Source organism: Vannielia sp. ABF1_015 (genome assembly GCF_056160745.1).
Window position 1 is genome coordinate 801087 of the sequence record NZ_JBSWXT010000001.1, and the last position, 24257, is coordinate 825343.

A 24257-nucleotide genomic window follows, 5' to 3' on the forward strand; every position below is an offset into this window, starting at 1 on the left:
AGGGCCACCACGGAACGATTATAGTGGAGGGAAGTGGCGCGCTGGGGAGGATTCGAACCCCCGACCCCTTGATTCGTAGTCAAGTACTCTATCCAACTGAGCTACCAGCGCGTGGAGCCGTCATCTAACCGGCCCTCCCGGGCAATGCAAGGGGGATCGCGCGGGTTTTCTTGCGGCAGCAGAAACCGGGCAGCGTGCCGCGCGTTGATCTCATGAAAGGAGAGCGACATGACCAATGGTTTCTCTATTCTCCCCGACTTCCCGACCGAGGTGCTCGCCGTGAAGGGCTCTGGCACAATAAACGCCGAGGCCTACGAGACGGTGCTGCGCCCCGAGGTCGAGCATCGGCTACGCCGCCACGCGCACATCCGCCTGCTCTACATTCTCGACGAAACCTTCGAAGGGTTCACCGCAGGGGCCGCGATGAGCGATGCCCGGCTCGGCATGAGCCATCTGCATGACTTCTCCCGCATCGCCGTTGTCACCGATGCCGGTTGGGTCGCCAAATCGGTGCACCTCTTCGCCCCGCTCATCAAAGCGCCCGTGCGAACCTTTCCGTTGGCCAAGCGCGGGGCGGCAAAAGCCTGGATCAGCGAGCCGGACGCGTCCGCCGAAGCCCAGGCCGACCCGCCCATGGGCGATTCCTTCCCCATCTGACCAACCCGTCGCACGCGGTGTTAACGATTGCCCCGGCGATCCGACGCGCAAAATCGTAAACATGGATTGTGCATAGGATGTGCATGGGTTGTTGCCCCCCTCTTTTTGGGGTGGCATGGCCCGTTAACCACTCAGCGAATTGGCTCGAATCCCGCGTCCCGCATCCGGCAATCGCGTGACACATCCACCCCGCATTCGCGCGGCTCCAAATCCTTTGTCAGGCAGATCCGCACCTCCTGAATACGCCCCGCCTTGCAGGTCACGGTGAGCATATCGGCGTGCAGGTCTGGGTTGTCACGCAGCCATGCCTCTTCGATGACCGAAGCGGGCAGGGTGATCGGGTCTTTCAGCTGTCGCAGCACCTCGGGCCGGGTCACGCTGCCATAGGCCGCGCGGGCTGTGGTAAAGTAGTCTGTGGCCGAGAGCCCGGCGCAGCGGCCGTGCTTTTTCCACTGATACCACGCAAGGCCGGAGGTGCCCATTATGTCAGCCATTTCAGCGGTTTGTGCGCGGCTCGGGTCGCGCGCGCCGGTGCGGCAATAGCTTGGCCAGCCGCGCTCGTTCTGCGGCCAGAGCCCGTGCAGCACCCAGCCGAAACCCCGGCCTCTGTCGCACTGTGGCGAGCCCTTGGCATCCCCCTCCAGAGCACACCAGTTGGGCGACCACGACAGGCTCATCACGTAGTAATCAAACGCCCCCGCAGGCTCCCCCTCGGCCCATGCAGGCCCCGTCAGGCCAACCAGTATCGCCGCAATCCAAGCCCGCATTTGCCCTTCCTTTCCTCGCCAATTTTCCCTATATAGCCCCCCAAGTTCCCCGACAATGTGAACTCACCCCGCCAAAACCCGGGGTCGCCTTTCCGGCGTCGGGAAAGTCGTGCTCAAGGAGTTTCTAGCAATGAACAAACCGCTCATGGCAAAAGCCACCGCTGTCTGGCTGGTTGATAATACGACGTTGAGTTTCAAGCAGATAGCCGATTTCTGCGGGCTCCACGAGCTTGAGGTTCAGGGCATCGCCGATGGTGACGTGGCCGCCGGTGTGAAGGGCTTTGACCCGATCGCGAACAACCAGCTCACCCAAGATGAGATCGACGCCGCCGAAAAGGACGCCGGTCGCAAGTTGAAGCTCAAGTTCAACCAAGCCGCTGTCGGCGAAGAAAAGCGCCGTGGCCCGCGTTATACGCCCCTGTCCAAGCGTCAGGATCGCCCCGCGTCGATCCTCTGGCTGGTCAAGTTCCACCCCGAGCTGACCGACGGCCAGATCGGCAAACTTGTGGGCACGACCAAGCCGACCATTCAGGCGATCCGCGAGCGCACGCACTGGAATATCTCGAATATTCAACCGATTGACCCGGTTGCGCTGGGCCTCTGCAAGCAGACCGAGCTGGACGCCGCCGTGCAGAAAGCCGCCGCCAAGAAGGCCCGCGAAGGCGAGGCGATGTCGGACGATGAGCGCCGCAAGCTGCTCTCCACCGAGCAGAGCCTGACCGCCGAGCCCGAGCCCAAGATCCCCTCCGCCATTTCCGGGCTGGAAACCTTCACCCTCTCCGGCACCGAAGAGGAAGAGGAGAAGAAGGAGGAGGAGGTGCTCGACGCCGACAGCTTCTTCAACCTCCCCGATGATGAGAGCGGCTCCGACGACGAGCAGCCCTGAGCACGCTCTGGTCTTGATTTGAAGGCCACAAAGATTGACGATCCCGGCAGTGACCTCACTCGCCGGGATTTTCTTTGCCATGCGCCTCGCTGCCTTTCTTGCCCTCCTCGCCAGCCCCGCACTCGCCGGTGACGGCACATGCGATGAGCATTGGTTTACCCGCAATGCGATTTTCCACGAGGCGGGTTATTGCTTTGGGTCGCCGCTTGGGCAGGCCGTGTTCGGCAACGAGGGATGCACCACCAAATCCCCCGATCTGACAGAAGCCCACAAAGCCCGTTTGGCGCGGGTCAAGGCAGCGGAAGAGGGCTGTGTTGTCGACTCCAGCCGCACCAGCCTCGACATTCCTGATCTCGACATCCGCCGCCGCCTTTCGGTGCTGCCAATCCGTGGAGTGGGCGAGTCGGGGTGTATCGGTTGGAAGGGCGGGCCGGTGGGGCTGCGCAGTGGCACAAGCCTCTCGGCGGAAACACTTTTTCAGCTGTCACCCGGGGACGTTTTGCTGTTTTCGCATGAGGTGGAGCAGGCAGAGGGGCAGGTTTGGGAATACGTGCAAGTCTTCGATAACGGCATGCTCAAAAAGGCCGGGTGGTCGGCGCTGGAGTGGGGTCCGGAGCAGTGCGAAGGCCTTGCGGGCTAAAGCGATTTGCGCGCCCGGAGCGCTGCGCCGATGGTGCCGTCGTCAAGGTAATCCAGCTCACCGCCCACGGGCACGCCTTGGGCCAGTGAAGTGATTGTTACGCCCATGTCTTCAAGCTGATCCGCGATGTAATGGGCCGTGGTCTGGCCATCGACGGTGGCGTTCAGCGCAAGGATCACTTCGGTGATGTTTTCTTCGCGCACTCGATCTGCAAGACGGGGGATGCGCAGCTCTTCTGGCCCTACGGCATCAAGCGCCGAAAGCACGCCGCCCAACACATGATAGCGCCCCTTGAACACGCCAGCCCGCTCCATCGCCCAGAGGTCGGCCACGTCCTCGACCACGCAAAGCTCGCCGGTGCCACGCTTCTCGCTCTGGCAGATTGTGCAGATGTCGGCGGTGCCCACATTGCCGCAGCGCAGGCACTCGCGGGCTGTTTCGGCCACCACGCGCATCGAATCGGCGAGCGGGACAAGCAGCTGACCGCGCTTCTTGATCAGCTGAAGCACCGCCCGCCGGGCCGAGCGCGGCCCAAGGCCGGGCAGCCGGGCCATTAGGGCAATCAGCCCCTCGATCTCTTCCTGGTCTCCGGCCATGCGGTTATCTGCCTGTTAACCCGTCTGTGCGAGGGTTCAGAGCGGCAGGTCCATGCCCTCGGGCAGGCCCATCTCGCGGGTGATTTTTTCCATCTCCTGGCGGGCTTTCACCTGGGCCTTGGCCTGAGCGTCCTTGATCGCGGCCAGAATCAGGTCTTCGACCACTTCCTTCTCGTCGGGGTTGAAGATCGACGGGTCGATATCAAGCCCGTTGAGCACGCCCTTGGCGGTGCAGCGGGCCTTGACCAGCCCGGCGCCGCTCTCGCCCTCTACGGTCATTTCGGCCAGCTCGTCCTGCAAAGCCGCCATTTTGCCCTGCATCTCCTGCGCGGCCTTCATCATCTTGGCCATGTCGCCCAGTTGGCCCAGTCCTTTAAGCATCTGTTAACCTTTCAGCGATTTATCTTCATTTCAGCGGGTCAGTCCTCTTCGAACGGATCCCACTCGTCATCCACTTCCGGAAGCGCCTCTGCTGCGGCTTCCGCCTCTATCTCCTGCGCGGTGCGGATTTCCTTGATCCGGGCCGCCGGGAACTCTGCCAGAACGGCCTGCACCAGAGGGTGTTTCTTCACCTCTTCCTCCAGCGCCACGCGCTCGGCATCTCGCACTTCGGCAATGGTCTCTCCGCCACCGGAGCCCACAACCGAAACGCCCCAGCGCACGCCTGTCCACGTCTGCAGCCGCCCGCCCAGCCGGGCGGCAAGATCGGGCGCGGCATCTTCGGTGGGCTCAAACTCGATCCGCCCGGGTTGGTAACGCGCCAGCCGCAACGTGGTCTCGACCTCCACCAGCAGCTTCACGTCACGGTGGTGGCGGATGAGCTCGACCACATCCTCGAACCGCCCGTAACGGGCCAATGCCACCTCAGGTTCCACGGCGAGCGCCGTGGCGGTGCCATGCGGCGTGCCGGCAGGGGCAGACACGGGCGGCGCGGCGGCATGGCTCACGGCGGGGGCCTGCGCAGAGGGCGCGGCCACGCCATTGCCGCCGCCCCCCCCGCCCGGGCCGGGCGGCGGCGGAGGTGGCATGTCCTTCAACTTGCGGATCAACTCATCGGGCGTGGGCAGCTCCGACACATGGGTGAGCCGGATAATCGCCATCTCAGCGGCCATCATCGCGTTGGGGGCTTGGCTCACTTCTTCCAGTGATTTCAGGAGCATCTGCCACATCCGTGACAGCACCCGCATCGAAATGCTCTCGGCCAGCGCGCGGCCCCTGTCGCGCTCGTCAGGCGCGATCGTCGGGTCATCGCCTGCATCGGGGGTGATCTGGGTGACAGAGACCCAATGGGTCACTTCCGCAAGGTCGCGCAGCACCGCCATCGGGTCCGCGCCCTCGGCATATTGCTGCGCCAGTTCGCCAAGGGCACCGGGCGCATCGCCGCGCAGCACCATCTCGAAGAGGTCAAGCACCCGCCCCCTGTCGGCCAACCCCAGCATGGCGCGCACCGTCTCGGCACTCGCCTCCTCGCCGCCTTGGCCAAGGGCCTGATCCAGCAGCGAAGTTGCATCCCGCGCTGAGCCTTCCGAGGCCCGCGCCAGCAGCGCCAGCGCGTCGTCGGTGATCTTGCCGCCCTCAGCCTCCGTGATCCGGCGCATCAGCGCGATCATGTCTTCCGGCTCGATCCGGCGCAGGTCGAACCGCTGGCAGCGGCTCAAGACCGTCACCGGCACCTTGCGGATTTCGGTGGTGGCGAAGATGAACTTGGCGTGGGCGGGCGGCTCTTCCAGCGTCTTCAGAAGCGCGTTAAACGCGCTCTTGGACAGCATGTGAACCTCGTCGATGATGTAGACCTTGTAGCGCGCATTCGCGGGCGCATAGTGAACGGTATCAAGCACTTCGGCGCGAATGTCGTCGATGCCTGTGTTGGATGCCGCGTCCATCTCGATCACATCGACGTGCCGCCCCTCGGCGATGGCAACGCAGGCGTCACATGCGCCACAGGGGTCTGTCGTTGGCCCCTGCTCGCAGTTGAGGCCCTTGGCAATGATCCGCGCGGTGGTGGTTTTGCCGGTGCCGCGGATGCCCGTCATGATGAAGGCCTGGGCGATCCTGTCGGCCTCGAAAGCGTTCTTCAGCGTGCGCACCATCGCCTCTTGTCCGACAAGGTCGGCAAAGGTTTGCGGGCGGTATTTGCGCGCCAGAACCTGGTAGCCGGAGGGGGTGGTTTCGCTCATGGGGCCTCGATTGGGTGGGTCGCTGCCAACTTAGGGGCTGGCCCCGCCAAGGTCCATGGCTCAAAGCGACCAGAGGAAGAAGCCAACCGCCGTGCTGGCGAAGGCAAAGATGGCGGCGACGAACGCAAAATGCGTGTGTGTCATCGGCTCGGCGGCATGGTCCTCAAGCCGCGCATGGGTGCGACGGGCGTTGCGCTGGGCGAACCAGAAGATCACAAGCGCGGCGATGATGAAGAGCGTGGCCACGGCTTTGGCGGCCCATGTCGGATCAAAGTCGCCAAACACGGCCTTTAGCCCGATTGCCACGGCAACGGAGCCAAGCCCGGTGCGCATCCAGCCCGCGAAGGTGCGCTCGTTGGCCTGCAACGTGCGGTCTTCCGCCCAATCGGTGCGGCTCTCGGCCCATTCTGTCTTGGTGTCGGCCTCGTCGCCGCGGTGTTCATCCTGCATGGGGCGAGCCTAGCGCGGCGCTCAGGGCTTGCCTATGTCCCCTGATGCCCGTTAGCCTGACAGCGCCGTGCAGGGCGGCACCCCCGGTCCGCGGAAAGCTGAAAGGCCCCCTGAAGCACAGAGACCGACATCGGTTTTTCTTGTGGCCCAGCGCTGGCGGACCATTGGGCCCTGACAAGGGAAACCTGACAATGACTTCCGAAATCGACCGTTATCGCCGGGCCGCCAATCGCCTGAAGAAGGCCCATGCTGCCGCCGACGCCGAGGCGCTGGCCCGGGCCGCCGCCGTGCTGCCCGCCGAGCGCCTTACGCCGCTGCGCCAAGTTGATGCGCTGCATGTAATTGCGCGCGAGGAGGGGGCCGAAAGCTGGCCCCGCCTGAAGCTGCGGCTGGAGTTGCGGGCGGCCACATCCGAGCAACGGCTGCGGCGGCTGAAGGAGGGGCTGGAGAACGGCTTTCATTGGGCGGTGCGGGGCGTGCTGGCAGAGTCGCCTGAGCTGGCAAGGGCCGACCTTGGCGTGGCGGCCGCGCTCTATGATGTGGGGGCATGGCGGGCGGCGTTAAAGGAGGATCCGGCTGTTGCCACGCGCAAGATCGACGGCGCTCCACCGCTCTGCCACCTCGCCTTTTCGAAGCGGGTGCATGGCGATGGTGATGCGGGCGACATGATGGCGCTGGCAGATCTCATGCTGGCCCGTGGGGCCGATGTGAACGCCGGAAAGCCTGAGCCGGGCGGGTCGGGGCACATGCTTTCACCGCTGTATGGTGCCATAGGGCATGGTGACAACATGGCGCTGGGCCGCTGGCTGCTTGATCACGGGGCGGACCCGGATGATGGCGAGTCGCTCTATCATGCCACCGAGCTTGGCCACCGTGATGGGCTGCAGATGCTGTTGGATGCAGGGGCTTCTCCGGAGGGCACAAACGCACTCCTGCGGGCGCTGGACTTCGATGACATCGAGGCCGTGCGCATGTTGATCGATGCCGGGGCCGACCCGGATGAAGGGGTGGCAGAACACCCGTCTGGCGAGCCTGCAATGAAGGCCACGGCTTTGCATCAGGCCGGGCGGAGGATGCGCTCGGGCGAGGTGGCGCGGTTGCTGATCGGGGCGGGGGCTTCGCTCACCGCACGGTGGGACGGGCGGAGTCCTTATGCGACAGCGCGGATATTTGGGAACACTGAGGTGGCGCGGGCCATTGCGCAGGCGGGCGGCGAGACTGCGCTGGAGGGGCAAGATGCGCTGCTGGCTGAGGCGGCAGAGGGAAAGGTGCCAGAGGGCCGCATCGACCCGGCCCGTCTATCGGCGGAGAGCCGAAACATGCTGCGCGGCATCATACACCTGCCGGGCGCCTTGCCTCGGGTGAAGGCGCTGGTGGCGGCCGGTCTGGAATGGGACAGGCCCGATGACATGGGCGTTCCGCCGGTTCAGATTGCCGGCTGGGAGGGGCTCTCGGAGATCATGGCTTTCTTGCTCTCGCTAGGCCCGGACCTTGAGCACACAAACAGTTATGGCGGCGACTTGCTGGGCACCATACTGCACGGCGCGGCCAATGCGCCGGACCGTGAAACGCGGGACCACCCTGGATGCGTGCGGCTGGCGCTGGAAGCGGGCTTGCCGCTTTACCGCGGGTATCTGGTGTTTACCGGCAGTGAGGAGATTGCGGGGATGCTGGCGGAGTATGCCGAGGCGCATCCTGAGCGGGTGGAGGAGAACCTCTAGGCGAGGCTGCCCGTAGCCTCGCTTCGCTCGGTTTCTTGGGGGGGTGCTCTCGGCGTGTTTCTTTGAAACACGCCTGCCGCGCTTCGCATATGCGCTACGCGCACATACTTAGGTGAGAGGCTGGACAACGACCCAAGCGGGGCTCGTTACGGCTGCTTCCTTCCGGATCTGACCGGGTTGGCGAGGCGCTCGCCCGCGCCAACCTCTCAAGGCGCTATGTAGGGTGGTGCCGCGAGATTCGCAAGGTCAGCCGTCTTTGACCGGGATGTCGCCGTTGCAGAAGAACCGGGTGAAGGCACCATAGCACCGGATGGCCTCGCCAAAGCCCTCTACGTCGACGGCGGCATAGAGCGTGCGGTCATCGTAGGTGACATCAAGGCCGCTGCGGATAAGCTCGTAGCAGGCGTCATGGTCGGCCTTGCACATCAGCGTCAGGGCGAAATCTCCGCCGTTTTGCTGGGCGCTGGGGTTGGTGTTGGCAAGCCGCTGAAGGAATTGGGCTTTCAACTCTGCCTCAACATCGGCCTGACCCGGCTTGGTGAAGGCTGCGGCCAGCGCCGCGATGGCGAGGATGGCGATGAGCCAGACGATCTTGCGCATCAATGCGCCTCCCTTGCTGTTGCGGGCTCTACCTATCCCGCCGCGCGAGCCAATGCCAGCGCCTCAAATCGTGATATGCACGCTTTGGAATCCGGTGTCGTTGACCTCACCCAATTGCACCTTGCTGGCACCGCTTTGAGCGATACACCCAAGGTGCGCCTCCACGCCCCTACCGGTTTCCAGTAGGGCGCTGCCCCCGCCGAGCGGGCTGAACCGCCAGCAGGGTTTGGCCGGCTCTCGCAGGCTGCCATGGTCGGCGATGTAGCGCATCAGCACGTCTCTGCTGCTGATTTGCTCTGCCAGCACCACCTCGGCATTGGCCAGCGGCGCATAGAGACCGCCGCCGCCAATCCGATGGCTGTTTGTGGCCACAACAAACTCTTGCTCCGCGCGCACTGGCTCGCCATCGTAGCTCAACTGCCTGACGCGCCCTGCGCCACTGGCTGCCTCCTGCCCGTCATGGCTGAATCGGGCGGGGCGGGAGAGATCAATTTGCCAGGTGAGCCCTGCGATCACGTCAAAGTCGTAGCTTGGAAACTCGGGGTTGAGCAGCGCTTGTTCATCGCTGCCGGGCCTTTGCTGGTTGAAGGCACCGGCTGCGAGTTCTAGCCAGTCGCGCAGGTCTGCTCCTGTGACGCGGATGGCGCGGATGGTGTTGGGGAAGGGGTAGAGGGCGGCGAGGTTTTTGACCGTCAGCGGGCCGGGAGGAATATCGGTAAAGTTTTCTGGCCCCGCTGGCCCGCCAGCCTTGAATGGTGCGGCAGCGGAGAGCACGGGAAGGTTGATATCGGGCAGGGCGCGGCGGACGTACCAGCGCTGGGCGGCATTAATAGTGTGGATGACCGGGCAGGGGCCTGAGAGGCTTGTGTAGCTTTGAAGCGCAATTTCCGTATGGCCTATGGGTCGGCGGATATAGGCAAGCGTGGCCGCATGATCCTTTGCAATGGCGCGCTGAATTTCAGGGGCTTCCGCCACCAGTGCAACGGGCCCGTTCGCGCTGCGACGGACGACAGGGCGGAGCGAAGACTGTGCCTCGGCCACCTGCCAGCCCGCCCCGGCATTCTCCAGCGCAAGGTCAATCAAGCCCAAGTGGCTGCCGGCAATGCCGGGCATGACAACGGGCTTGCCGCCTGCCAATCCGGCCTCCGCCTGTAACCCCGGCAACCCGGAGTAGAATGGCCCCGGAATGAGCCTGTGCACATGACCGGCAACCAGCGCGTCGACTCCCTCGATACGGGCAATGGGCACCAAGGCATTTTCCATGCCAGCCGTTTCTGGCCGGTGAGACGGGCCGCAATGGGCGAGTGCCACCACCACATCGGCCCCTGCCGCACGGATGGCGGGCACATGGGCGCGGGCGGCTTCGATCATGCATCGCACCTCCATCCGGCCCTCCAAGCGCTCTTTGTCCCACTTCAGCACCTGAGGGGGCAGCACGCTAATGACACCGATGCGGATGGAATGGAGCTTTCCGCTCTCGTCCGGCAGTTTGCGGTCGATCAGCACCCATGGGCGGACGAGGGGTGCATCCTGCAACGGATCGGCCCCACGCTGCCGCAGCGCATTGGCGGAGAGCACCGGAAAATCTGCGCCTTTCAAAGCATGTTCCAGCGCCTCCAGCCCATAGTCGAACTCATGGTTTCCGAGACCGACCGCGTCATACCTCAGCAGGTTCATCGCCGCGATCATCGGGTGTGGCTGTTTCTCCGCCTTCCGTTCATTCACCGCGAAATCACCCAATGGGGTGCCCTGCAGAAAATCGCCGTTGTCGAGCAGCACCATGCCGGGCACCTCGGCGCGCGCCTCGGCAAGCCGGGTGGCGACCCGGGCCAGGCCCACGCCGGGGGAAGGCGCGTCGCTGAGGTAGTCGTAGCCCAGCAGGTTCATGTGCAGATCTGACGTGGCGGCGAGGCGCAGGTGCAGCCGGGCCACCGGGCGGTGCGCTTGGGGCTTGTCTTCGGGGCGTGTCATGAGAGGCGTTGGCTGTGCTGCCGGGTGCGGAGGCACGGGGCGTGCGTGTGGGGCGGGAAGGTCGAGTTATTGCGCAGCTTAGAATTGCATTGTGCATCGGAAAATTGCGCCACAACCGCTGCCATGTCAGAACGGCCCGAAGGCTAGGGAGAAGAGCGGATGCGGCACGCGGAAGAGGTGACGTTTGGCGGGGGCGGGCTGAACCGGCGGGCCGAACTGCGAGGGGATGCGGGAGCGCTTGAAAATCTGGCGCGCGGCCCCTTGGCGTGCCACTTGCCGATCTGGAGGGGCAAGGTGCTTATGCGAGGGCCTGAGGCTGCCCCGACGCTGGCGCCACAGCCCGCAGGTGCTGCGGTATTGGCCGAAGCGGGACTGCGGGTGTTTCTCGGCGAGGCGCCCGACGGCAAGATGTGGTTCGCGCATGATATCTCGGCTTGGGAGCCAGACGAGATACTCGAAGCGCCGGATAGCTTCCTTGACCGGTCCGAACAGTTTTATCCCGGCATTGATGATGCCCGCTTTGTTGAGCTTCGAGCGGCAATGTCTCGGATAGTGCCGCTTGATGCGGAGATTGCAGCCACGGCGCGGGCGATCATCGGGTGGCATGCGAGCCACGGCTATTGCGCCAAGTGCGGCGCGAAGAGCGATGTTGCCTGCGCCGGGTGGGAGAGGCATTGCCCGGCCTGCGCTGCGCATCACTTTCCGCGCACCGATCCCGTTGTCATCATGCTCATTACCCATGGCAATTCGGTCTTGATGGGGCGCTCGCCCGGCTGGCCGGAGGGGATGTATTCGTTGCTTGCGGGCTTCATGGAGCCGGGAGAGACGATTGAGGCGGCAGTTCGGCGCGAGGTGGCCGAGGAAGCCGGCGTGCCCGTTGGCCCGGTGCGCTACTTGTCGTCTCAGCCTTGGCCCTTTCCCGCCTCGCTGATGACTGGCTGCCACGGCGAGGCCACGGCCACTGACATCACCTTGGACCCGAACGAGTTGGAAGACGCCTGCTGGGTTAGCCGCGAAGATATGCTCGACACATTTGCGGGCCGAAACCCGGCAATGAAGCCTGCCCGGCGCGGGGCCATTGCGCAATTTCTGCTCGCCAACTGGCTTGCGGACAGGCTGGATTGACGCGTAAGACTTCATCCGGGGCGAGCGGACGAAAAGGGCAGCGGCTGAATGAACTTCACCGGTAAGGAAGATATCGAAAAGCCCATCGGCGAGGTCTTCGCCGCGGTTACCGACCATGACGGATTTGAGAAGCAGGTGATGCGGCGCGGATACGAGGTTGCGCGCACCGATACGCTTGCTGAACCCGGTGTCGGCATGGCGTGGAAAATGCGCTTTCCGATCCGGGGGCAAATGCGCGATTTGACGGCGAAGGTTTCTTCCTACGATGCGCCGGAGCACGTGGCGCTCGATATCACCATAGGTGGGCTCGATACCGTGGTGAAGATTGACCTGATCGAGCTGTCGAAAATGCGCACCCGGATGAACCTCGACATCGAGCTGAAACCGCGCACCATCACGTCGCGCGTTTTGGTGCAATCGCTCAGGCTTCGGCGGGCGAGCCTGACTCAGCAGCTTCGCCGGCGCATGGGCGATTTTGCGGTTCAGGTTGAGAACCGGCCTTCCAAAACGGCTTAACGAACCCGGCACGCCTCAGGCACTCTTGATCAGGCGGTAACCGACCGCCTCGGCGACATGGGGCTTTCCCACTCCGTCACTTCCATCCAGATCGGCGATGGTGCGGGCTACTCGCATGACCCGGTGATAGCCGCGCGCCGAGAGGCCGAAGCGCTGGGCAACCTTTTGCAGAAGTTCCATGCCAGCCTCGTCGGGGCGTGCCACCTCGTCGAGTAACTCGCCCTCGATATCGGCATTGGTGGTTGCGTCAACGCCCAGCGCCTCGAAGCGTGCGCGCTGGATGTCCCGTGCTTCGGCGACGCGCGCCGCGATCTCTGCCGAGCCTTCCTTGGCGGGCGGCAGGTCGAGGTCAGTATAGGCTACGGGCGGCACTTCGAGCCTCAGATCGAACCGGTCGAGCAGGGGGCCGGAGATGCGGCCAAGGTAATCCTCGCCGCAATTGGGTGCACGCGAACAGGCGCGCCCGGGGTCTGTAAGGTGGCCGCATTTGCAGGGGTTAGCGGCGGCCACCAGCATGAAGCGGCAGGGGTAGGCCACGTGGGCATTCGCTCGGCTCACCATGATTTCGCCGGTTTCGATCGGTTGGCGCAAGGTTTCCAGCACCGTGCGCGGGAACTCGGGAAATTCATCCATGAAGAGCACGCCATTATGTGCAAGTGAAACTTCCCCGGGCTTTGCCTGCCGCCCACCGCCAACGACAGCGGCCATTGAGGCGGTGTGATGAGGCGCACGATAGGGGGCCGCGCGGCTGATTCCGCCTTCCTGAAGCAGGCCAGCGAGGGAATGCACGGTGGAGGTGGAAAGGGCCTCGCGTGGGGTGAGGGGAGGCAGAATGCCGGGAAGGCGGGCGGCCAGCATTGACTTTCCCGAGCCGGGCGGGCCAACCATCAGCAGGTGGTGCCGCCCTGCCGCCGCCACTTCCAGGGCTCGTTTGGCGCGCTCTTGGCCCTTCACATCGCGCAGGTCTTTGCCGGCTGCGCGGTCTTGCACCTCGCCCGGCTGCGAAGGCTCAATTGGCGCATCGCCGGTGTAATGCCGCACCACTGCGCCAAGGCTTGCGGCTGCAATCACCTCCGCCGCACCGACCCAGGCCGCCTCTGCCCCGCTGGCGCGCGGGCAAAGCAGCCGTCGCTCCTGCTCCGCCGCAGCCATCGCTGCGGGCAACGCGCCATTCACGGCCACCAGTTTGCCGTCGAGCGAGAGCTCGCCGAGCGCGACCACCTGAGCAATTTCCTCGCGCGGGAGAATTTCCAGCGCCGCCAGCAGCGCCAGCGCAATCGGCAGATCGAAATGGGAGCCTTCTTTGGGGAGGTCGGCAGGAGAGAGGTTTACGGTTATCTTTTTCGACGGCAGCGCAATGGCCATGGCTCCCAGCGCCGCCCGCACCCGCTCTCGCGCCTCGCTCACGGCTTTGTCGGGCAGGCCGACAATGGAAAAGGCGGGCATGCCGGGAGAGACGGCGCATTGCACTTCGACAGGGCGCGCCTCAATGCCATCAAAGGCCACGGTATAGGCCGCCGCCAGCATTCCTCCGCTTCCATCCAGCATAGCACACGCACCCCGGCTACAGCACCTTGGTTAACGGTATCCGTGGATGGTTAGTGAATGGTTAACGCGCCTCGTAGAGCACAGCGAATTTGGGCCAGGCCAATGGATCTGGCACTGTCTTGTCTCGGCAGAAGGCGTTGCAGAAGCCCCAGACCTTGCCACCAGCCTCCATGAAGTGGGTCACGGGCTTGCCGGAGTAGGGACAGGCCTCGTTTTCGGATGGGCCGGACTCTACCGGGCGTGCCGGTAGCGGGGTGGGGCCGGGCCACTCGCGCGTTGGCAGATCCTTTGCATACCAAGGCAGATTCTCGCCTCTGGCAAAGCCTATTCCGCGCCAGCGCCGGAAGGCCGGGTCGGCGAGGTGAGCGGCGACATAGGTTGTGGAGGCTTCCGACAAGGGCAGCCCGTAGGTGGCTATTCTTGCGGCGACCGGGGCAAAGAACGCATCTGCGGCGGAATATTCACCGCAGAGCCAAGGCCCTTCTCCTCCGACCGTGCGTCGAGCGTGCTCCCAGATAACCTCCAACCGCGACAGGTCAGCCAAGACGCCATCAGAGGGGTCGAAGCCCTCGTAAGCGACTCGCAGCGCCATTGGACAGTCCGCCCGGAGCGCACCGAAGCCTGCGTGCATCTCGGCGGCCAGCGCACGCGCGGTTGCACGTGCCCGGCTGTCATCCGGCCAAATCCCGGCTGAGGGAAAACGGCTCGCCAATTCCTCGGCAATGGCCAGGCTCTCGCCCAGCACCGCGCCATCATCGAACACCACCGCCGGCACGGTTTTGGCTGGCGCAATATCGGCAAGTTGTTCAGCCACGTTTTGATCGGCAAAGTCGATCCACTTGGTGCTGCGCTCCAGCCCGAATCTTTCGAACAGAAGCCAGCCCCGGAGGGACCACGAAGAGTAGGCGGGATCGCCAATGTAGAGAGTATTTTTCATACCTGTGACGCTACGCACAGACATCGGGGTGTGACCAACGCATATTTGCGCAGAAGTCCATCAAGAATCGTGATGGTTCGGCTTATGTGTATTTTTCACACTTTCTTTTGAACCGATCGCTCCTAATCTTCGTTTAGCATAAGACAAGGTAGGTCGGTGCTCGGCCTCTCTTGCCCGCGAAAAGGAGCTCCCCCATGCCTTTGGACGGCGATATTGATACCTCCATGTCCCGCCACGCGCGTCAGGCAGAACTGCTTGATGCAGAGACTGAACAGCAATTGGCCCGCGCCTGGCGCGACCACCGCGACGAGCAGGCGCTGCACCGCCTGATCTCGGCCTACATGCGCCTCGCGATCTCCATGGCCGCGAAATACAAGCGCTACGGTGCCCCGATGAATGACCTCATTCAGGAAGCATCGCTGGGGCTGATGAAAGCCGCCGACAAGTTCGACCCCGAACGCGGCGTGCGGTTTTCGACCTATGCGATGTGGTGGATCAAGGCCTCCGTACAAGAATTCGTGATGCGCAACTGGTCGATGGTGCGCACCGGCTCGACCTCTTCGCAGAAGTCGCTCTTCTTCAACATGCGCCGTGTGCAGGCGCAGCTGGAGCGGGAGGCGGCTGCGGCGGGCGAAAACCTCGACAGTCAACAGCTGCGTCAGAAGATCGCCGTGGAAGTCGGGGTGCCGCTGGCTGATGTGGAGATGATGGAAGGTAGGCTCTCGGGCTCTGACTTCTCGCTCAATGTCACCCAGTCCTCCGAAGACGATGGGCGCCAGTGGATTGACGCGCTGGAAGATGACGGCCCACAGGCCGCCGAACAGGTTGAGGTGGAGCACGACAAGGCCCAGCTTCGTGACTGGCTGGCCGAGGCCATGGACGCGCTGAACGATCGTGAGCAGTTCATCATCCGAGAGCGCCGTTTGGCCAAGGAGAAGCGCACGCTTGAGAGCCTCGGCGAGGAACTCGGTCTTTCCAAGGAGAGGGTGCGCCAGCTTGAGGCGGCGGCCTTCCAGAAGATGCGCCGCTCGCTGGAGCAGCAGTCTGACGAAGTGCTGGCGCTGATCTCCTGAGGCTATAGGCCTTATCCAGAGGAAATTGGGACCGCGGTAACACGCGGCCATTTCCTTGCGCTCTGCAAGGGTTCTGAAACCCCACCGCCAACAGTTGCCGCCCGGCCCGCCGCGCCCTACAACAGAGCCACGCGGAGGGCCAAACCCATGCTGGCAGGCAAGAAAATCCTACTCGTCATTGCTGGGGGCATTGCTGCCTTCAAGTCGCTCGACCTGATCCGGCGGTTGCGCGAGCAGGGCGCGCATGTGACGCCGGTGCTGACCAAGGCGGCAGAAGAGTTCGTAACACCGCTTTCGGTGTCTGCGCTGGCAGCGGAGAAGGTTTATCGCGACCTCTTTGATCTGACCGACGAGCGCGAGATGGGGCACATCGAGCTTTCTCGCGCCGCTGATCTGGTGGTCGTCGCGCCCGCAACCGCCGACCTGTTGGCGAAGATGGCGAATGGCCACGCCAATGACCTCGCCTCCACGCTCCTGATGGCCACCGACAAGCCGGTGCTGTGCGCGCCTGCGATGAATGTGCGCATGTGGCTGCACCCGGCCAATCAACGCAATGTTGCCACGCTGCGGGCCGATGGTGTGCGCTTTTCCGGACCAACAGAGGGCGAGATGGCCTGCGGGGAGTATGGGCCGGGGCGAATGTCGGAAGTGCCCGAGATCGTCGCTGCCATTACCGAGGCCCTTGCCGACGGCCCGCTGAAAGGCAAGCATATCGTCGTCACCTCCGGCCCTACCCATGAGCCAATTGATCCGGTGCGTTACATCGCCAATCGCTCCTCGGGCGCACAAGGCACGGCGCTGGCCCGCTCGCTCATGGGCCTTGGTGCATCGGTTACCTTCGTCACAGGCCCGGCCACGGTGCCACCGCCGCAGGGGGCCAAGGTGGTGCAGGTGGAAACCGCCGCGCAGATGAACGAGGCCGTCTTTGCCGCCCTCCCCGCAGATGCAGCCATTTTTGCCGCTGCTGTCGCGGATTGGCGCGTCACCTCGGAGAGTGCCTCGAAGATCAAGAAAGACGGCAGCGGCAAGATTGCGCCGCTGGAGTTCACCGAAAACCCCGACATCCTCGCGGAAGTCTCGAAATCCGAGCAACGCCCCGGTCTCGTTATCGGTTTTGCTGCCGAAACGGATGATCTTCTCGCGCACGCCGAGGCCAAGCTGAAGCGCAAGGGATGTGACTGGATCATTGCCAACGATGTGTCGCCGGAAACTGGCATCATGGGGGGCACAGAGAACGCAGTGACCATCCTTACCGCGAAGGAGGCGAAAGCCCTGCCGCGCATGAGCAAGGACCAAGTTGCCCAGCAGCTTGCCGCCCGAATTTGTGAGGCGCTGACGTGAGGCCTGAAGTCCGTTGTTTCCGCGATGAAGGAGCCGACCCTGCGGTGCCTCTGCCCAGCTATGAAACGCACGGTGCTGCCGGGGCGGATGTGCGTGCGAACTTTCCCGAAGAGCAGCGCGCTGGCGGCCTGACCCTGGCTCCGGGTGGCCGCGCCATTGTGCCCTCGGGGCTGCGGGTGGAGATCCCTGAAGGGTTCGAAGTTCAGGTTCGCCCGCGTTCGGGCCTCGCGGCCAAGCACGGTGTTACATTGGTCAATACGCCGGGCACGATTGACAGTGACTATCGCGGGCCGCTTGGTGTTCTCATGATAAACCTTGGGGACGAGCCTTTCACCGTTGCCCATGGCGACCGGATTGCGCAGTTGGTTGTCGCCCCCGTTGTGCAGGCCGTCTTCACGAAAGCCGATGCGATCTCCGACACCGCGCGGGGCACGGGCGGCTTTGGCTCTACGGGCCGCCGCTGATGCTCCTTGTCTTTGCCCTCATGGCGCTGGTCTGGTGGGGCGGCGCGGTGCTGGGCGCGCGGCTCTGGCAGCGCCAGCTCGGCGTGGGCGCCGTGGTGGGCACGGCGATTGCGATCAACCGCCTGCTCCCTGAGGGTAACGCGCTGCGCGAAATCACCGGCAAGCAGTGGGAGCTGTGGTTCATCGTCCTGCTCTTTGGGGTTGTCGCGGTGGGCTACGGCTACCTGCTCAAGTTCCTCCGGCGCGAGGCGGTGGTTATCGAGGTGGCGCAGGAAAGGCGCGATGCCGAGCGCGCGGCGCAGGCCGCCCGGTTCAATGCGCGCCGCGCCGTGCCATCCGTGTCTTCCGAGCCCGAGGCCGAGCCCGTTTCGCAGGAGGAGCATGCAGACACCGGTCGCCTCACTCCCGACGAACTCAATCGTTATGCCCGCCACATCGTGCTGCGCGAGATCGGCGGGCCGGGGCAGAAGAAGCTGAAGGCGGCCCATGTGCTGGTGATCGGGGCCGGAGGCCTCGGCTCGCCCGCGCTGCTCTATCTGGCCGCCGCCGGTGTGGGGCGTGTGACGGTGGTGGACGAAGACACGGTTGAGGTCTCTAACCTGCAGCGGCAGGTGATCCACCGCACCGACGGACAGGGCCGAGGCAAGGCGCAGAGTGCGGCGCAGGCCATGGTCGCTCTCAATCCGCATGTGAAAGTAACAGCCCTTGCCACAAGGCTGACGCATGAGAATGGCCCAGAACTGGTGGCCCCGGTTGACATGATCCTTGATGGCACTGACAATTTTGCCACGCGCTACCTTGCCAATGAACTTGCGGTTGCCGCGCGGATTCCGCTGATCTCCGGTGCCCTTTCGCAGTGGGAGGGGCAGCTTTCGGTCTTTGACCCGGCCAGCGGGGCACCCTGCTATCGCTGCATCTTCCCCGAGCCGCCAGCAGAGGGTCTTGCGCCCTCCTGCGCAGAGGCGGGGGTGATGGGGCCGCTGCCGGGCGTGGTGGGCGCCATGATGGCGGCGGAGGCGGTGAAGCTCATCACCGGCGCGGGCAGCCCGCTGCGCGGTGAAATGCTGATCTACGATGCGCTTTGGAGCGAAACCCGCAAGATCTCGCTCAAGCGGCGCGAGGATTGCGCAACCTGTGGCCCGCGCGAAGACGTCTCGAAGGACGGATGAGCGCACCCCTCTTCGCCTTCGTCCTCTCCGCCCCTATCTTCCCTCCCAAAGGAGACCGCGACATATGACAAACCCGCTGCTCACCCCCTCAGATCTGCCCTTTGACCTGCCCGATTTCGCAGCGATCAACGACGATCACTTTGCCCCCGCCCTCGACGCTGCCGAGACCGAAACGCGCGCGATGATCGAAGAGATTGCCAGTGCCTCCGAGGTGCCCACTTTTGCCAACACGATCGAGGCGCTGGAAGAGGCAGACATGCCACTGCAAGAGGTGATGGGCCCGTTCTTTCTGCTTGCCGCTGTCGCCTCCACGCCAACGCGGGAGAAGCTCCAGCGCAGTTTCTCGCCGCGCCTCTCCGCCCTCCATTCAGACATCATGCTCGATGCACGGCTCTATGAGAGGGTAAACACGCTTTGGGAGCAGCGGGAGACACTTGAGCTGACCGATGAGCAGGAGCGTGTGCTCTACCTTCATCACCGTGCCTTCCGGCGCTCTGGCGCCGGGCTGGATGACGCTGGCCGAGCGCGGCTGAAGGAGATCAACACGGCACTTTCGGAAAAATCCACGTCCTTTGGCCTCAATCTGCTGGCCGATGAGCGCGACTGGTTCATGCCTGTGGCAGATCTAACCGGTCTGCCTGATTTCCTTGTCAGTGCCATGAAGTCCGCCGGCGAAGAAAAGGAAAGCGCCGAACCGGTCGTCACCCTTTCGCGGTCGCTCGTTGTGCCCTTCTTGCAGTTTTGCCCCAACCGGGATTATCGCCGCACCGCCTATGAGGCCTGGACCTCGCGTGGTGCGAACGGTGGCGAGACCGACAACCGGGCACTGGCGGCCGAAATGCTGGCGCTGAGGGCCGAGCGCGCGGCGCTGTTGGGATATGACAGCTTTGCCGACTACCGGCTGGAAACCGAAATGGCCAAAACCCCCGAAGCCGTACGCGGGCTGCTGCAAGCCGTCTGGTCTCCTGCGCGCGCCAAGGCTGAGGCCGATGCAAAGGTGCTGGAGCGCCGCCTCCATGCTGATGGGTTTGACGGACCGCTCGAACCTTGGGATTGGCACTATTACTCCGAGGCCCGCCGCCGCGAGGAGCACGCGCTTGATGAGGCGGAGTTGAAGCCTTTCTTCCAGCTGGATCGGATGATCGAGGCCGCCTTTTCCTGCGCTCACCGGCTTTTCGGGCTGGAGTTTGTGCCCCTTAGCCTGCCGCTCCATCATCCTGACGCGCGTGCATGGGAGGTGACGCGTGGTGGAGAACACATTGCCGTTTTCATTGCCGACTATTTTGCACGGGGCGGCAAGCGCTCTGGCGCATGGTGTTCGGCCCTGCGCAGCCAGCAAAAGCTGGCGGGCGATCTGCGGCCTCATGTGATCAACGTCTGCAACTTCGCCAAGCCGCCTGCCGGCCAGCCAGCGTTACTGAGTTATGACGATGCGCGCACGCTGTTCCACGAGTTCGGCCATGCGCTGCATCAGATGCTTTCGGATGTGACCTATTCCAGCATTTCCGGCACTTCGGTTGCCCGCGATTTTGTGGAGCTGCCCTCGCAGCTCTATGAGCACTGGCTGGAGGTGCCCGAGGTGCTGCAGGAGTTTGCCACCCACGCTGAAACCGGCAAAGCGATGCCCGAAGACCTGCTGGAACGTGTGCTGAACGCGGCAACTTACGATATGGGCTACCAGACCTGCGAGTTTATCGGCTCGGCGCTGGTTGATCTGGAATTCCACGCAGGGCCGCCACCTGCCGATCCGATGCAAAGGCAGGCGCAGGTGCTTGAGGAGATCGGGATGCCCCGTGCCATACGGATGCGCCATGCCACGCCGCATTTCGCCCACATATTCTCGGGTGGCTATGCCTCGGCCTATTACAGCTACATGTGGTCGGAGGTGATGGATGCCGATGCCTTCGCCGCCTTTGAGGAGGCCGGTGGCCCGTTTGATCCGGACATGGCCAAGAGCCTTGAGCGGCATATCCTCTCCGCCGGAGGAAGCGAGGAGCCGGAGGCACTCTATACGGCGTTCCGCGGACGCCTTCCGGGGGTGGAGGCGCTCTTGAAGGGACGCGGACTGGACGACGTGGCCTGAGTTTCCACGAAGTTATCCACAGGTTTACCTCGGCGTCACGGGGATAACCGACCTCCGCCACAGCCGCCGGTTGAGCAGGTGCCCAGATTGCGGGCGCAATAAAATAACTGAAAACCGGCGGTTCTGGCGCTTGACCCGGAGTGAATGCAGGGGCGACTCGGATGCAGCGCCACTATGCCGCGCCGCCGCATTGCAAGATCGCAAGCCTGCTTGCCGATTTTGTCCACACCGGCTCTGGATGACCCTGCGTCACGCTACAACCCTAGCAGGAGTCCCGGCAGGTAGAGCACAATGGCGGGAAAGGCGACCAGCCCGGCAATGGTGAGCGCGTCCGCGACGAAGAAGGGCGCAGCGCCCCGGAACACATCCTGCACGGAGAGTTCTGGCCGCACGCCTGCGACGACGAAGCAATTCAGCCCGATGGGCGGGGTGATCAGGCACAGCTCGGCCATCTTTACGACGATAATGCCGAACCAGATCGCGCAGCCCGTGGCGTTCATCCCGAAGGCTGAATCCGCCGCCGTTACCGCCTCGCCGCCGTTGAGCGCGATCACCGCTGGATAAACGATGGGAAGCGTCAGCAGCAGCATGCCGATAGCGTCCATGAACATGCCGAGCACCGCGTAGGCGGCTAGGATCATCAGAAGAGTGATCATTGGCGATTGTTCGAGCGTGCTGATCCAATCGGAGAAGGCGCCGGGCAGGTCGGCGAAGCCAAGGAAGCGCACATAAATCAACACGCCCCAGATGATGGTAAAGATCATGACCGAGAGCTTGGCGGTTTCCAGCATCGCGTTCTTCAGCTCTGGCCAGCGCATGCCCCGATAGAGCGCGATGAGGAACACCACGAAAGCCCCCAGCGCCCCGCCCTCGGTGGGCGTGCCCCAAGCATCGCCACCGAAGGGGTTGTAGATGAAGAAGATGATGATGAGCACGACGAAGAGGATCGGCAGCGCGCCGGGCAGGGAGGCAAAGCGCTCCCCCCATGTGAAGCCGGTAACGGGCGGGCCGAGCTTTTTCCACACCATCGCCATGCCTACGACCATGGAGCCATAGATCAGCGCAGAGAAGGCGCCGGGGATGAAGCCTGCGAGAAGCAGCGCGCCCACGTCTTGCTCCACGATGATGGCGTAGATCACGAGGATCGCGGAGGGCGGGATTAGTGAGGCGAGAGTGCCGGCGGCGGCAACCACGCCGGCGGCAAAGCGCTTGTCATAGCCAACGGCGAGCATCTCGGGGATGGCGATGCGGGCGAAGACGGCGGAGGTGGCCACGGAAGCCCCCGAAACGGCGGCGAAGCCCGCGGTGGCGAAGACGGTGGAGACGCCCAAGCCCCCCGGCAGCCAGCCGACCCAGCGTTTGGCGGCGGTGAAGAGCGCCTTGGTGAGCCCGGCGTAATAGGCGAGGTAGCCGATCAGGATGAAGGTGGGAATCAGTGAGAGCGCATGGCTCGACACCTTGGAATGTGGCACCTGTCCGGCGGTTTTTACTGCAACGCCAAGTGCCCAGCCAAATTGCTCGGGGTCATAGCCCTTCTTCGACCAGAAGATCCAAAGCAAGCCCACGAGGCCCGCGATGGCGGCGGCAAAGGCGACGCGGGTGCCGATGAGCACCATCACAAGCAGGCCAGCAGTGACCCAGAGGCCGATTTCGATTGAGGTCATCGTGCGTCCTCCTCGAAGCCCGAAACGGTTTCGGCCTCATGTGCGGCCTGGGTTGCGGCGTCTTCGATGAGTGGCACCGCCACCGGGTGCTCGGCGCCCTCGATGAGTGCCTTGGCGTAGGCATAGACATGCAAGGAGAGCCGCAAGCAAAGAACCCCGAAGGCGACCGGCACCACCAGCTTGGCGGGCCAGAGCGGCAGGCCGATGTCGATGGAACTGTCAGAGGACCAGAGCGGGCGGCCGAGGTCGAAGGAACGGTCGAAATGTGACCAGCTGCCCCAGAGGAGCAGCACCATCAGCAACAGCACCAGAAGTGTGGAGAGCAGCTCGAAGAGCCAAAGCGCCCGGCCCTTGAGGCGGCCCACCAGAATATCCATCCGGATGTGCCCGCCGAGCCGGTGGCAGTAGCTCACGCCGAGGATGGCGATGAACGGCATCAGAAACTGGATCCAGTCGACATATCCCGGCAGGGGCTGGTTGAAGAGCTTGCGCCCGCCGACTGATCCGACCGCGAGGAGCATCAGCGAGAACACGACAATGCCGCCGATCAGCGCCAAAAGCGTTTCCACTCGGAACAGCGCCCTGTCGATGCGACTGAGCGTGCTGCCATCTTCAATGACGTTCGATGCGCCTGCCATGCCTTGCCCCTCTTGCAGAGCGGCGGGCCAGGGTGTGCCCCGGCCCGCCGCTTTGGTTTTTCGGTCCCTCTGGGATCAGCTGTCGCCGCCGATCACGCCTTGAACAAGGTCCAGGAGCTCCTGTGCCGGGAGGCCCTTGGCGGCATTCTCTTCAACCCAGGCCTCGGCAATCGGGCCGGCGGCCTGATCGCGGAAGGCTTGCAGCGCCTCGTCAGAGTAGGTCACTTGCTCAATGCCCTTTTCCTCCAGCAGCGGCCCCCACTTGGACATGGTGGCACCGTTGTAATTTTCGACGTAGTGGGCGATGGCCTCATCCACCGAACCCATCAGCGCCTCGCGCTCGGAGTCGGAGAGCGCTTTGAGCGCATCGGTGTTCACCACGATCGGGCATTGCACGGTGCCGGGGTTGAGGTTGGTCGTCCACCAGTTGGCGCCCTCGATGGTGCCAAAGCTCATGTGCGCGTGCGGGGCGAAGGCGACGCCCTTCACAACGCCACTGTCGAGCGCCTGCCGGGCTTCGGAGGAGGTGACCGATGTGGGCACGGCGCCAACAGTTTCCATCGCCCGGCCAATGCCGCCGGTCGCGCGCACGGTGAGGCCCGAATAGTCCTCTAGCGTCTTGGGCGCGTCACCGACGCCGGCGATATTATACTGTGGCATTGGCGATGGCATCAGCAGGGTGGCGTTCCAGCGGGCGAGGTCTTCTTTCACCGCCGGATGCTCGTAGAGCGCGAAGCTGACTTCGACTTCCTTGTCGAGGCTGTCGACGCCGAGGAAGGGCAACTCCAGCACGGTAAGCGAGGGGTTTTTGTCGGGGTGGTAGCCCGCGCAGATTTGCGCCATCTCGAAGGCGCCGATCTCGATGCCGTCGAGGTTTTCGGTGTTCTTCGAGAGGCCACCGTAACTGATGTTCATGGTGAACTCGCCGCCGGTCTTTTCGCTGACCAGCTCGGCCATTTTCTCGACGTGTTCGGTGAAGGCGCGGCGCTTGCCCCAGACCGACACGTTCCACTCGGTTGCGGCGGCTTCGCTGGCGATACCGCCTGTTATCAGGGCGGCCACGGCCACCTTCGTCATCATATGCATGTTTCTCTCCCTGTTGTCGGCGGCTCTTTCGCGTCGCGGAACTTGGTTCCATCGTCAGGCCGCAGATCGGGATCATCCTAGAAGGAGGCAATCCTTGATGTGAAGGTTTTTCTGACTGGACGGCTGATGCTGCATCTGCACTTTAAAT

At 63.8% G+C, this 24257-nt stretch carries 23 protein-coding genes, 1 tRNA gene and 1 other RNA gene; 11 read left to right on the plus strand and 14 right to left on the minus strand.

Annotated elements, in window-relative coordinates:
* Nucleotides 1-34 precede the first annotated feature (34 nt).
* Nucleotides 35-111, minus strand: a tRNA-Arg gene (locus ACXAG6_RS04160).
* Nucleotides 112-228: 117 nt separating this feature from the next.
* Between ACXAG6_RS04160 and ACXAG6_RS04165 the strand changes: the two genes are divergently transcribed.
* Nucleotides 229-657 (plus strand): SpoIIAA family protein, encoded by a 429-nt coding sequence (locus ACXAG6_RS04165; RefSeq protein ID WP_475335300.1) that lies wholly within the window; start codon nucleotides 229-231, stop codon nucleotides 655-657.
* 131 nt (nucleotides 658-788) lie between these two features.
* Here the strand turns inward: ACXAG6_RS04165 and ACXAG6_RS04170 are convergent, their stop codons facing one another.
* Complete coding sequence (locus tag ACXAG6_RS04170; protein WP_475335302.1) at nucleotides 789-1424, minus strand: ribonuclease T2 family protein; 636 nt, start codon at nucleotides 1422-1424, stop codon at nucleotides 789-791.
* 130 nt (nucleotides 1425-1554) lie between these two features.
* Between ACXAG6_RS04170 and ACXAG6_RS04175 the strand changes: the two genes are divergently transcribed.
* Together ACXAG6_RS04175 and ACXAG6_RS04180 are read left to right on the plus strand one after the other, a co-directional pair.
* A complete protein-coding gene (locus ACXAG6_RS04175; RefSeq protein WP_475335304.1) occupies nucleotides 1555-2310 on the plus strand; it encodes a DUF1013 domain-containing protein in 756 nt (251 codons plus the stop codon).
* A gap of 49 nt (nucleotides 2311-2359) precedes the next feature.
* Nucleotides 2360-2950, plus strand: coding sequence for a DUF4453 domain-containing protein (locus tag ACXAG6_RS04180; protein WP_475335306.1), 591 nt, complete (start codon nucleotides 2360-2362; stop codon nucleotides 2948-2950).
* On the opposite strand, the gene recR is transcribed toward ACXAG6_RS04180, so the two are convergent.
* The 4 genes from recR to ACXAG6_RS04200 are packed head-to-tail and all read right to left on the minus strand — an operon-like array spanning nucleotide 2947 to nucleotide 6173.
* Complete coding sequence (gene recR / locus ACXAG6_RS04185; RefSeq protein WP_475335309.1) at nucleotides 2947-3546, minus strand: recombination mediator RecR; 600 nt, start codon at nucleotides 3544-3546, stop codon at nucleotides 2947-2949. The two genes, ACXAG6_RS04180 and recR, sit on opposite strands and share 4 nt — an antisense overlap.
* A gap of 36 nt (nucleotides 3547-3582) precedes the next feature.
* Nucleotides 3583-3927: a YbaB/EbfC family nucleoid-associated protein gene (locus tag ACXAG6_RS04190; protein WP_140012755.1), complete on the minus strand. Its 345-nt coding sequence runs from the start codon at nucleotides 3925-3927 to the stop codon at nucleotides 3583-3585.
* A gap of 38 nt (nucleotides 3928-3965) precedes the next feature.
* Complete coding sequence (locus ACXAG6_RS04195) at nucleotides 3966-5723, minus strand: DNA polymerase III subunit gamma/tau (RefSeq protein ID WP_475335311.1); 1758 nt, start codon at nucleotides 5721-5723, stop codon at nucleotides 3966-3968.
* A 60-nt stretch (nucleotides 5724-5783) separates the two neighbouring features.
* Nucleotides 5784-6173 carry a YidH family protein gene (locus ACXAG6_RS04200; protein ID WP_475335314.1) on the minus strand — a complete coding sequence of 130 codons (390 nt, stop codon included), beginning with the start codon at nucleotides 6171-6173 and terminating at the stop codon, nucleotides 5784-5786.
* 191 nt (nucleotides 6174-6364) lie between these two features.
* On the opposite strand from ACXAG6_RS04200, the gene ACXAG6_RS04205 reads away from it, so the two are divergent.
* Nucleotides 6365-7894 carry an ankyrin repeat domain-containing protein gene (locus ACXAG6_RS04205; RefSeq protein WP_475335316.1) on the plus strand — a complete coding sequence of 510 codons (1530 nt, stop codon included), beginning with the start codon at nucleotides 6365-6367 and terminating at the stop codon, nucleotides 7892-7894.
* 110 nt (nucleotides 7895-8004) lie between these two features.
* Here the strand turns inward: ACXAG6_RS04205 and ffs are convergent.
* The 3 genes from ffs to ACXAG6_RS04220 form a co-directional block, all read right to left on the minus strand.
* Nucleotides 8005-8103, minus strand: an RNA gene (ffs, locus tag ACXAG6_RS04210) — signal recognition particle sRNA small type.
* A 37-nt stretch (nucleotides 8104-8140) separates the two neighbouring features.
* Complete coding sequence (locus ACXAG6_RS04215; protein ID WP_140012759.1) at nucleotides 8141-8494, minus strand: hypothetical protein; 354 nt, start codon at nucleotides 8492-8494, stop codon at nucleotides 8141-8143.
* A 63-nt stretch (nucleotides 8495-8557) separates the two neighbouring features.
* Nucleotides 8558-10465: a bifunctional 2',3'-cyclic-nucleotide 2'-phosphodiesterase/3'-nucleotidase gene (locus ACXAG6_RS04220; protein ID WP_475335317.1), complete on the minus strand. Its 1908-nt coding sequence runs from the start codon at nucleotides 10463-10465 to the stop codon at nucleotides 8558-8560.
* A 159-nt stretch (nucleotides 10466-10624) separates the two neighbouring features.
* Between ACXAG6_RS04220 and nudC the strand changes: the two genes are divergently transcribed.
* Together nudC and ACXAG6_RS04230 are read left to right on the plus strand one after the other, a co-directional pair.
* On the plus strand, nucleotides 10625-11590 hold the full coding sequence (nudC, locus tag ACXAG6_RS04225; protein WP_475335320.1) for an NAD(+) diphosphatase: 966 nt from the start codon (nucleotides 10625-10627) through the stop codon (nucleotides 11588-11590).
* Between the two features lie 48 nt (nucleotides 11591-11638).
* Complete coding sequence (locus ACXAG6_RS04230; RefSeq protein WP_475335322.1) at nucleotides 11639-12106, plus strand: SRPBCC family protein; 468 nt, start codon at nucleotides 11639-11641, stop codon at nucleotides 12104-12106.
* A 15-nt stretch (nucleotides 12107-12121) separates the two neighbouring features.
* Here the strand turns inward: ACXAG6_RS04230 and ACXAG6_RS04235 are convergent, their stop codons facing one another.
* Entirely contained in the window at nucleotides 12122-13633 is a 1512-nt protein-coding gene (locus ACXAG6_RS04235; protein ID WP_475337916.1) for a YifB family Mg chelatase-like AAA ATPase, read from the minus strand.
* Nucleotides 13634-13715: 82 nt separating this feature from the next.
* Nucleotides 13716-14591: a glutathione S-transferase gene (locus tag ACXAG6_RS04240; protein WP_475335324.1), complete on the minus strand. Its 876-nt coding sequence runs from the start codon at nucleotides 14589-14591 to the stop codon at nucleotides 13716-13718.
* Nucleotides 14592-14785: 194 nt separating this feature from the next.
* Here ACXAG6_RS04240 and ACXAG6_RS04245 point away from each other — a divergent pair, with 194 nt between their 5' ends.
* The 5 genes from ACXAG6_RS04245 (at nucleotide 14786) to ACXAG6_RS04265 (ending at nucleotide 20721) form a co-directional block, all read left to right on the plus strand.
* On the plus strand, nucleotides 14786-15664 hold the full coding sequence (locus ACXAG6_RS04245) for an RNA polymerase factor sigma-32 (RefSeq protein WP_475335326.1): 879 nt from the start codon (nucleotides 14786-14788) through the stop codon (nucleotides 15662-15664).
* Between the two features lie 147 nt (nucleotides 15665-15811).
* Nucleotides 15812-17005: a bifunctional phosphopantothenoylcysteine decarboxylase/phosphopantothenate--cysteine ligase CoaBC gene (gene coaBC / locus ACXAG6_RS04250; protein ID WP_475335328.1), complete on the plus strand. Its 1194-nt coding sequence runs from the start codon at nucleotides 15812-15814 to the stop codon at nucleotides 17003-17005.
* Nucleotides 17002-17469 carry a dUTP diphosphatase gene (gene dut, locus ACXAG6_RS04255; protein WP_475335330.1) on the plus strand — a complete coding sequence of 156 codons (468 nt, stop codon included), beginning with the start codon at nucleotides 17002-17004 and terminating at the stop codon, nucleotides 17467-17469. The genes coaBC and dut overlap by 4 nt, the downstream gene beginning before the upstream one ends.
* Nucleotides 17469-18638: a HesA/MoeB/ThiF family protein gene (locus tag ACXAG6_RS04260; RefSeq protein WP_475335333.1), complete on the plus strand. Its 1170-nt coding sequence runs from the start codon at nucleotides 17469-17471 to the stop codon at nucleotides 18636-18638. The genes dut and ACXAG6_RS04260 overlap by 1 nt, the downstream gene beginning before the upstream one ends.
* Before the next feature lie 64 nt (nucleotides 18639-18702).
* Nucleotides 18703-20721 (plus strand): M3 family metallopeptidase, encoded by a 2019-nt coding sequence (locus ACXAG6_RS04265; protein ID WP_475335335.1) that lies wholly within the window; start codon nucleotides 18703-18705, stop codon nucleotides 20719-20721.
* Nucleotides 20722-20975: 254 nt separating this feature from the next.
* On the opposite strand, the gene ACXAG6_RS04270 is transcribed toward ACXAG6_RS04265, so the two are convergent.
* The 3 genes from ACXAG6_RS04270 to ACXAG6_RS04280 form a co-directional block, all read right to left on the minus strand.
* The gene (locus ACXAG6_RS04270) at nucleotides 20976-22385 is read right to left on the minus strand and encodes a TRAP transporter large permease (RefSeq protein WP_475335337.1); all 1410 of its coding nucleotides are present in this window, start codon (nucleotides 22383-22385) and stop codon (nucleotides 20976-20978) included.
* Nucleotides 22382-23023: a TRAP transporter small permease subunit gene (locus ACXAG6_RS04275; protein ID WP_475335340.1), complete on the minus strand. Its 642-nt coding sequence runs from the start codon at nucleotides 23021-23023 to the stop codon at nucleotides 22382-22384. The genes ACXAG6_RS04270 and ACXAG6_RS04275 overlap by 4 nt, the downstream gene beginning before the upstream one ends.
* 75 nt (nucleotides 23024-23098) lie before the next feature.
* Nucleotides 23099-24109: a C4-dicarboxylate TRAP transporter substrate-binding protein gene (locus tag ACXAG6_RS04280; RefSeq protein WP_475335341.1), complete on the minus strand. Its 1011-nt coding sequence runs from the start codon at nucleotides 24107-24109 to the stop codon at nucleotides 23099-23101.
* Between the last annotated feature and the right edge of the window lie 148 nt (nucleotides 24110-24257).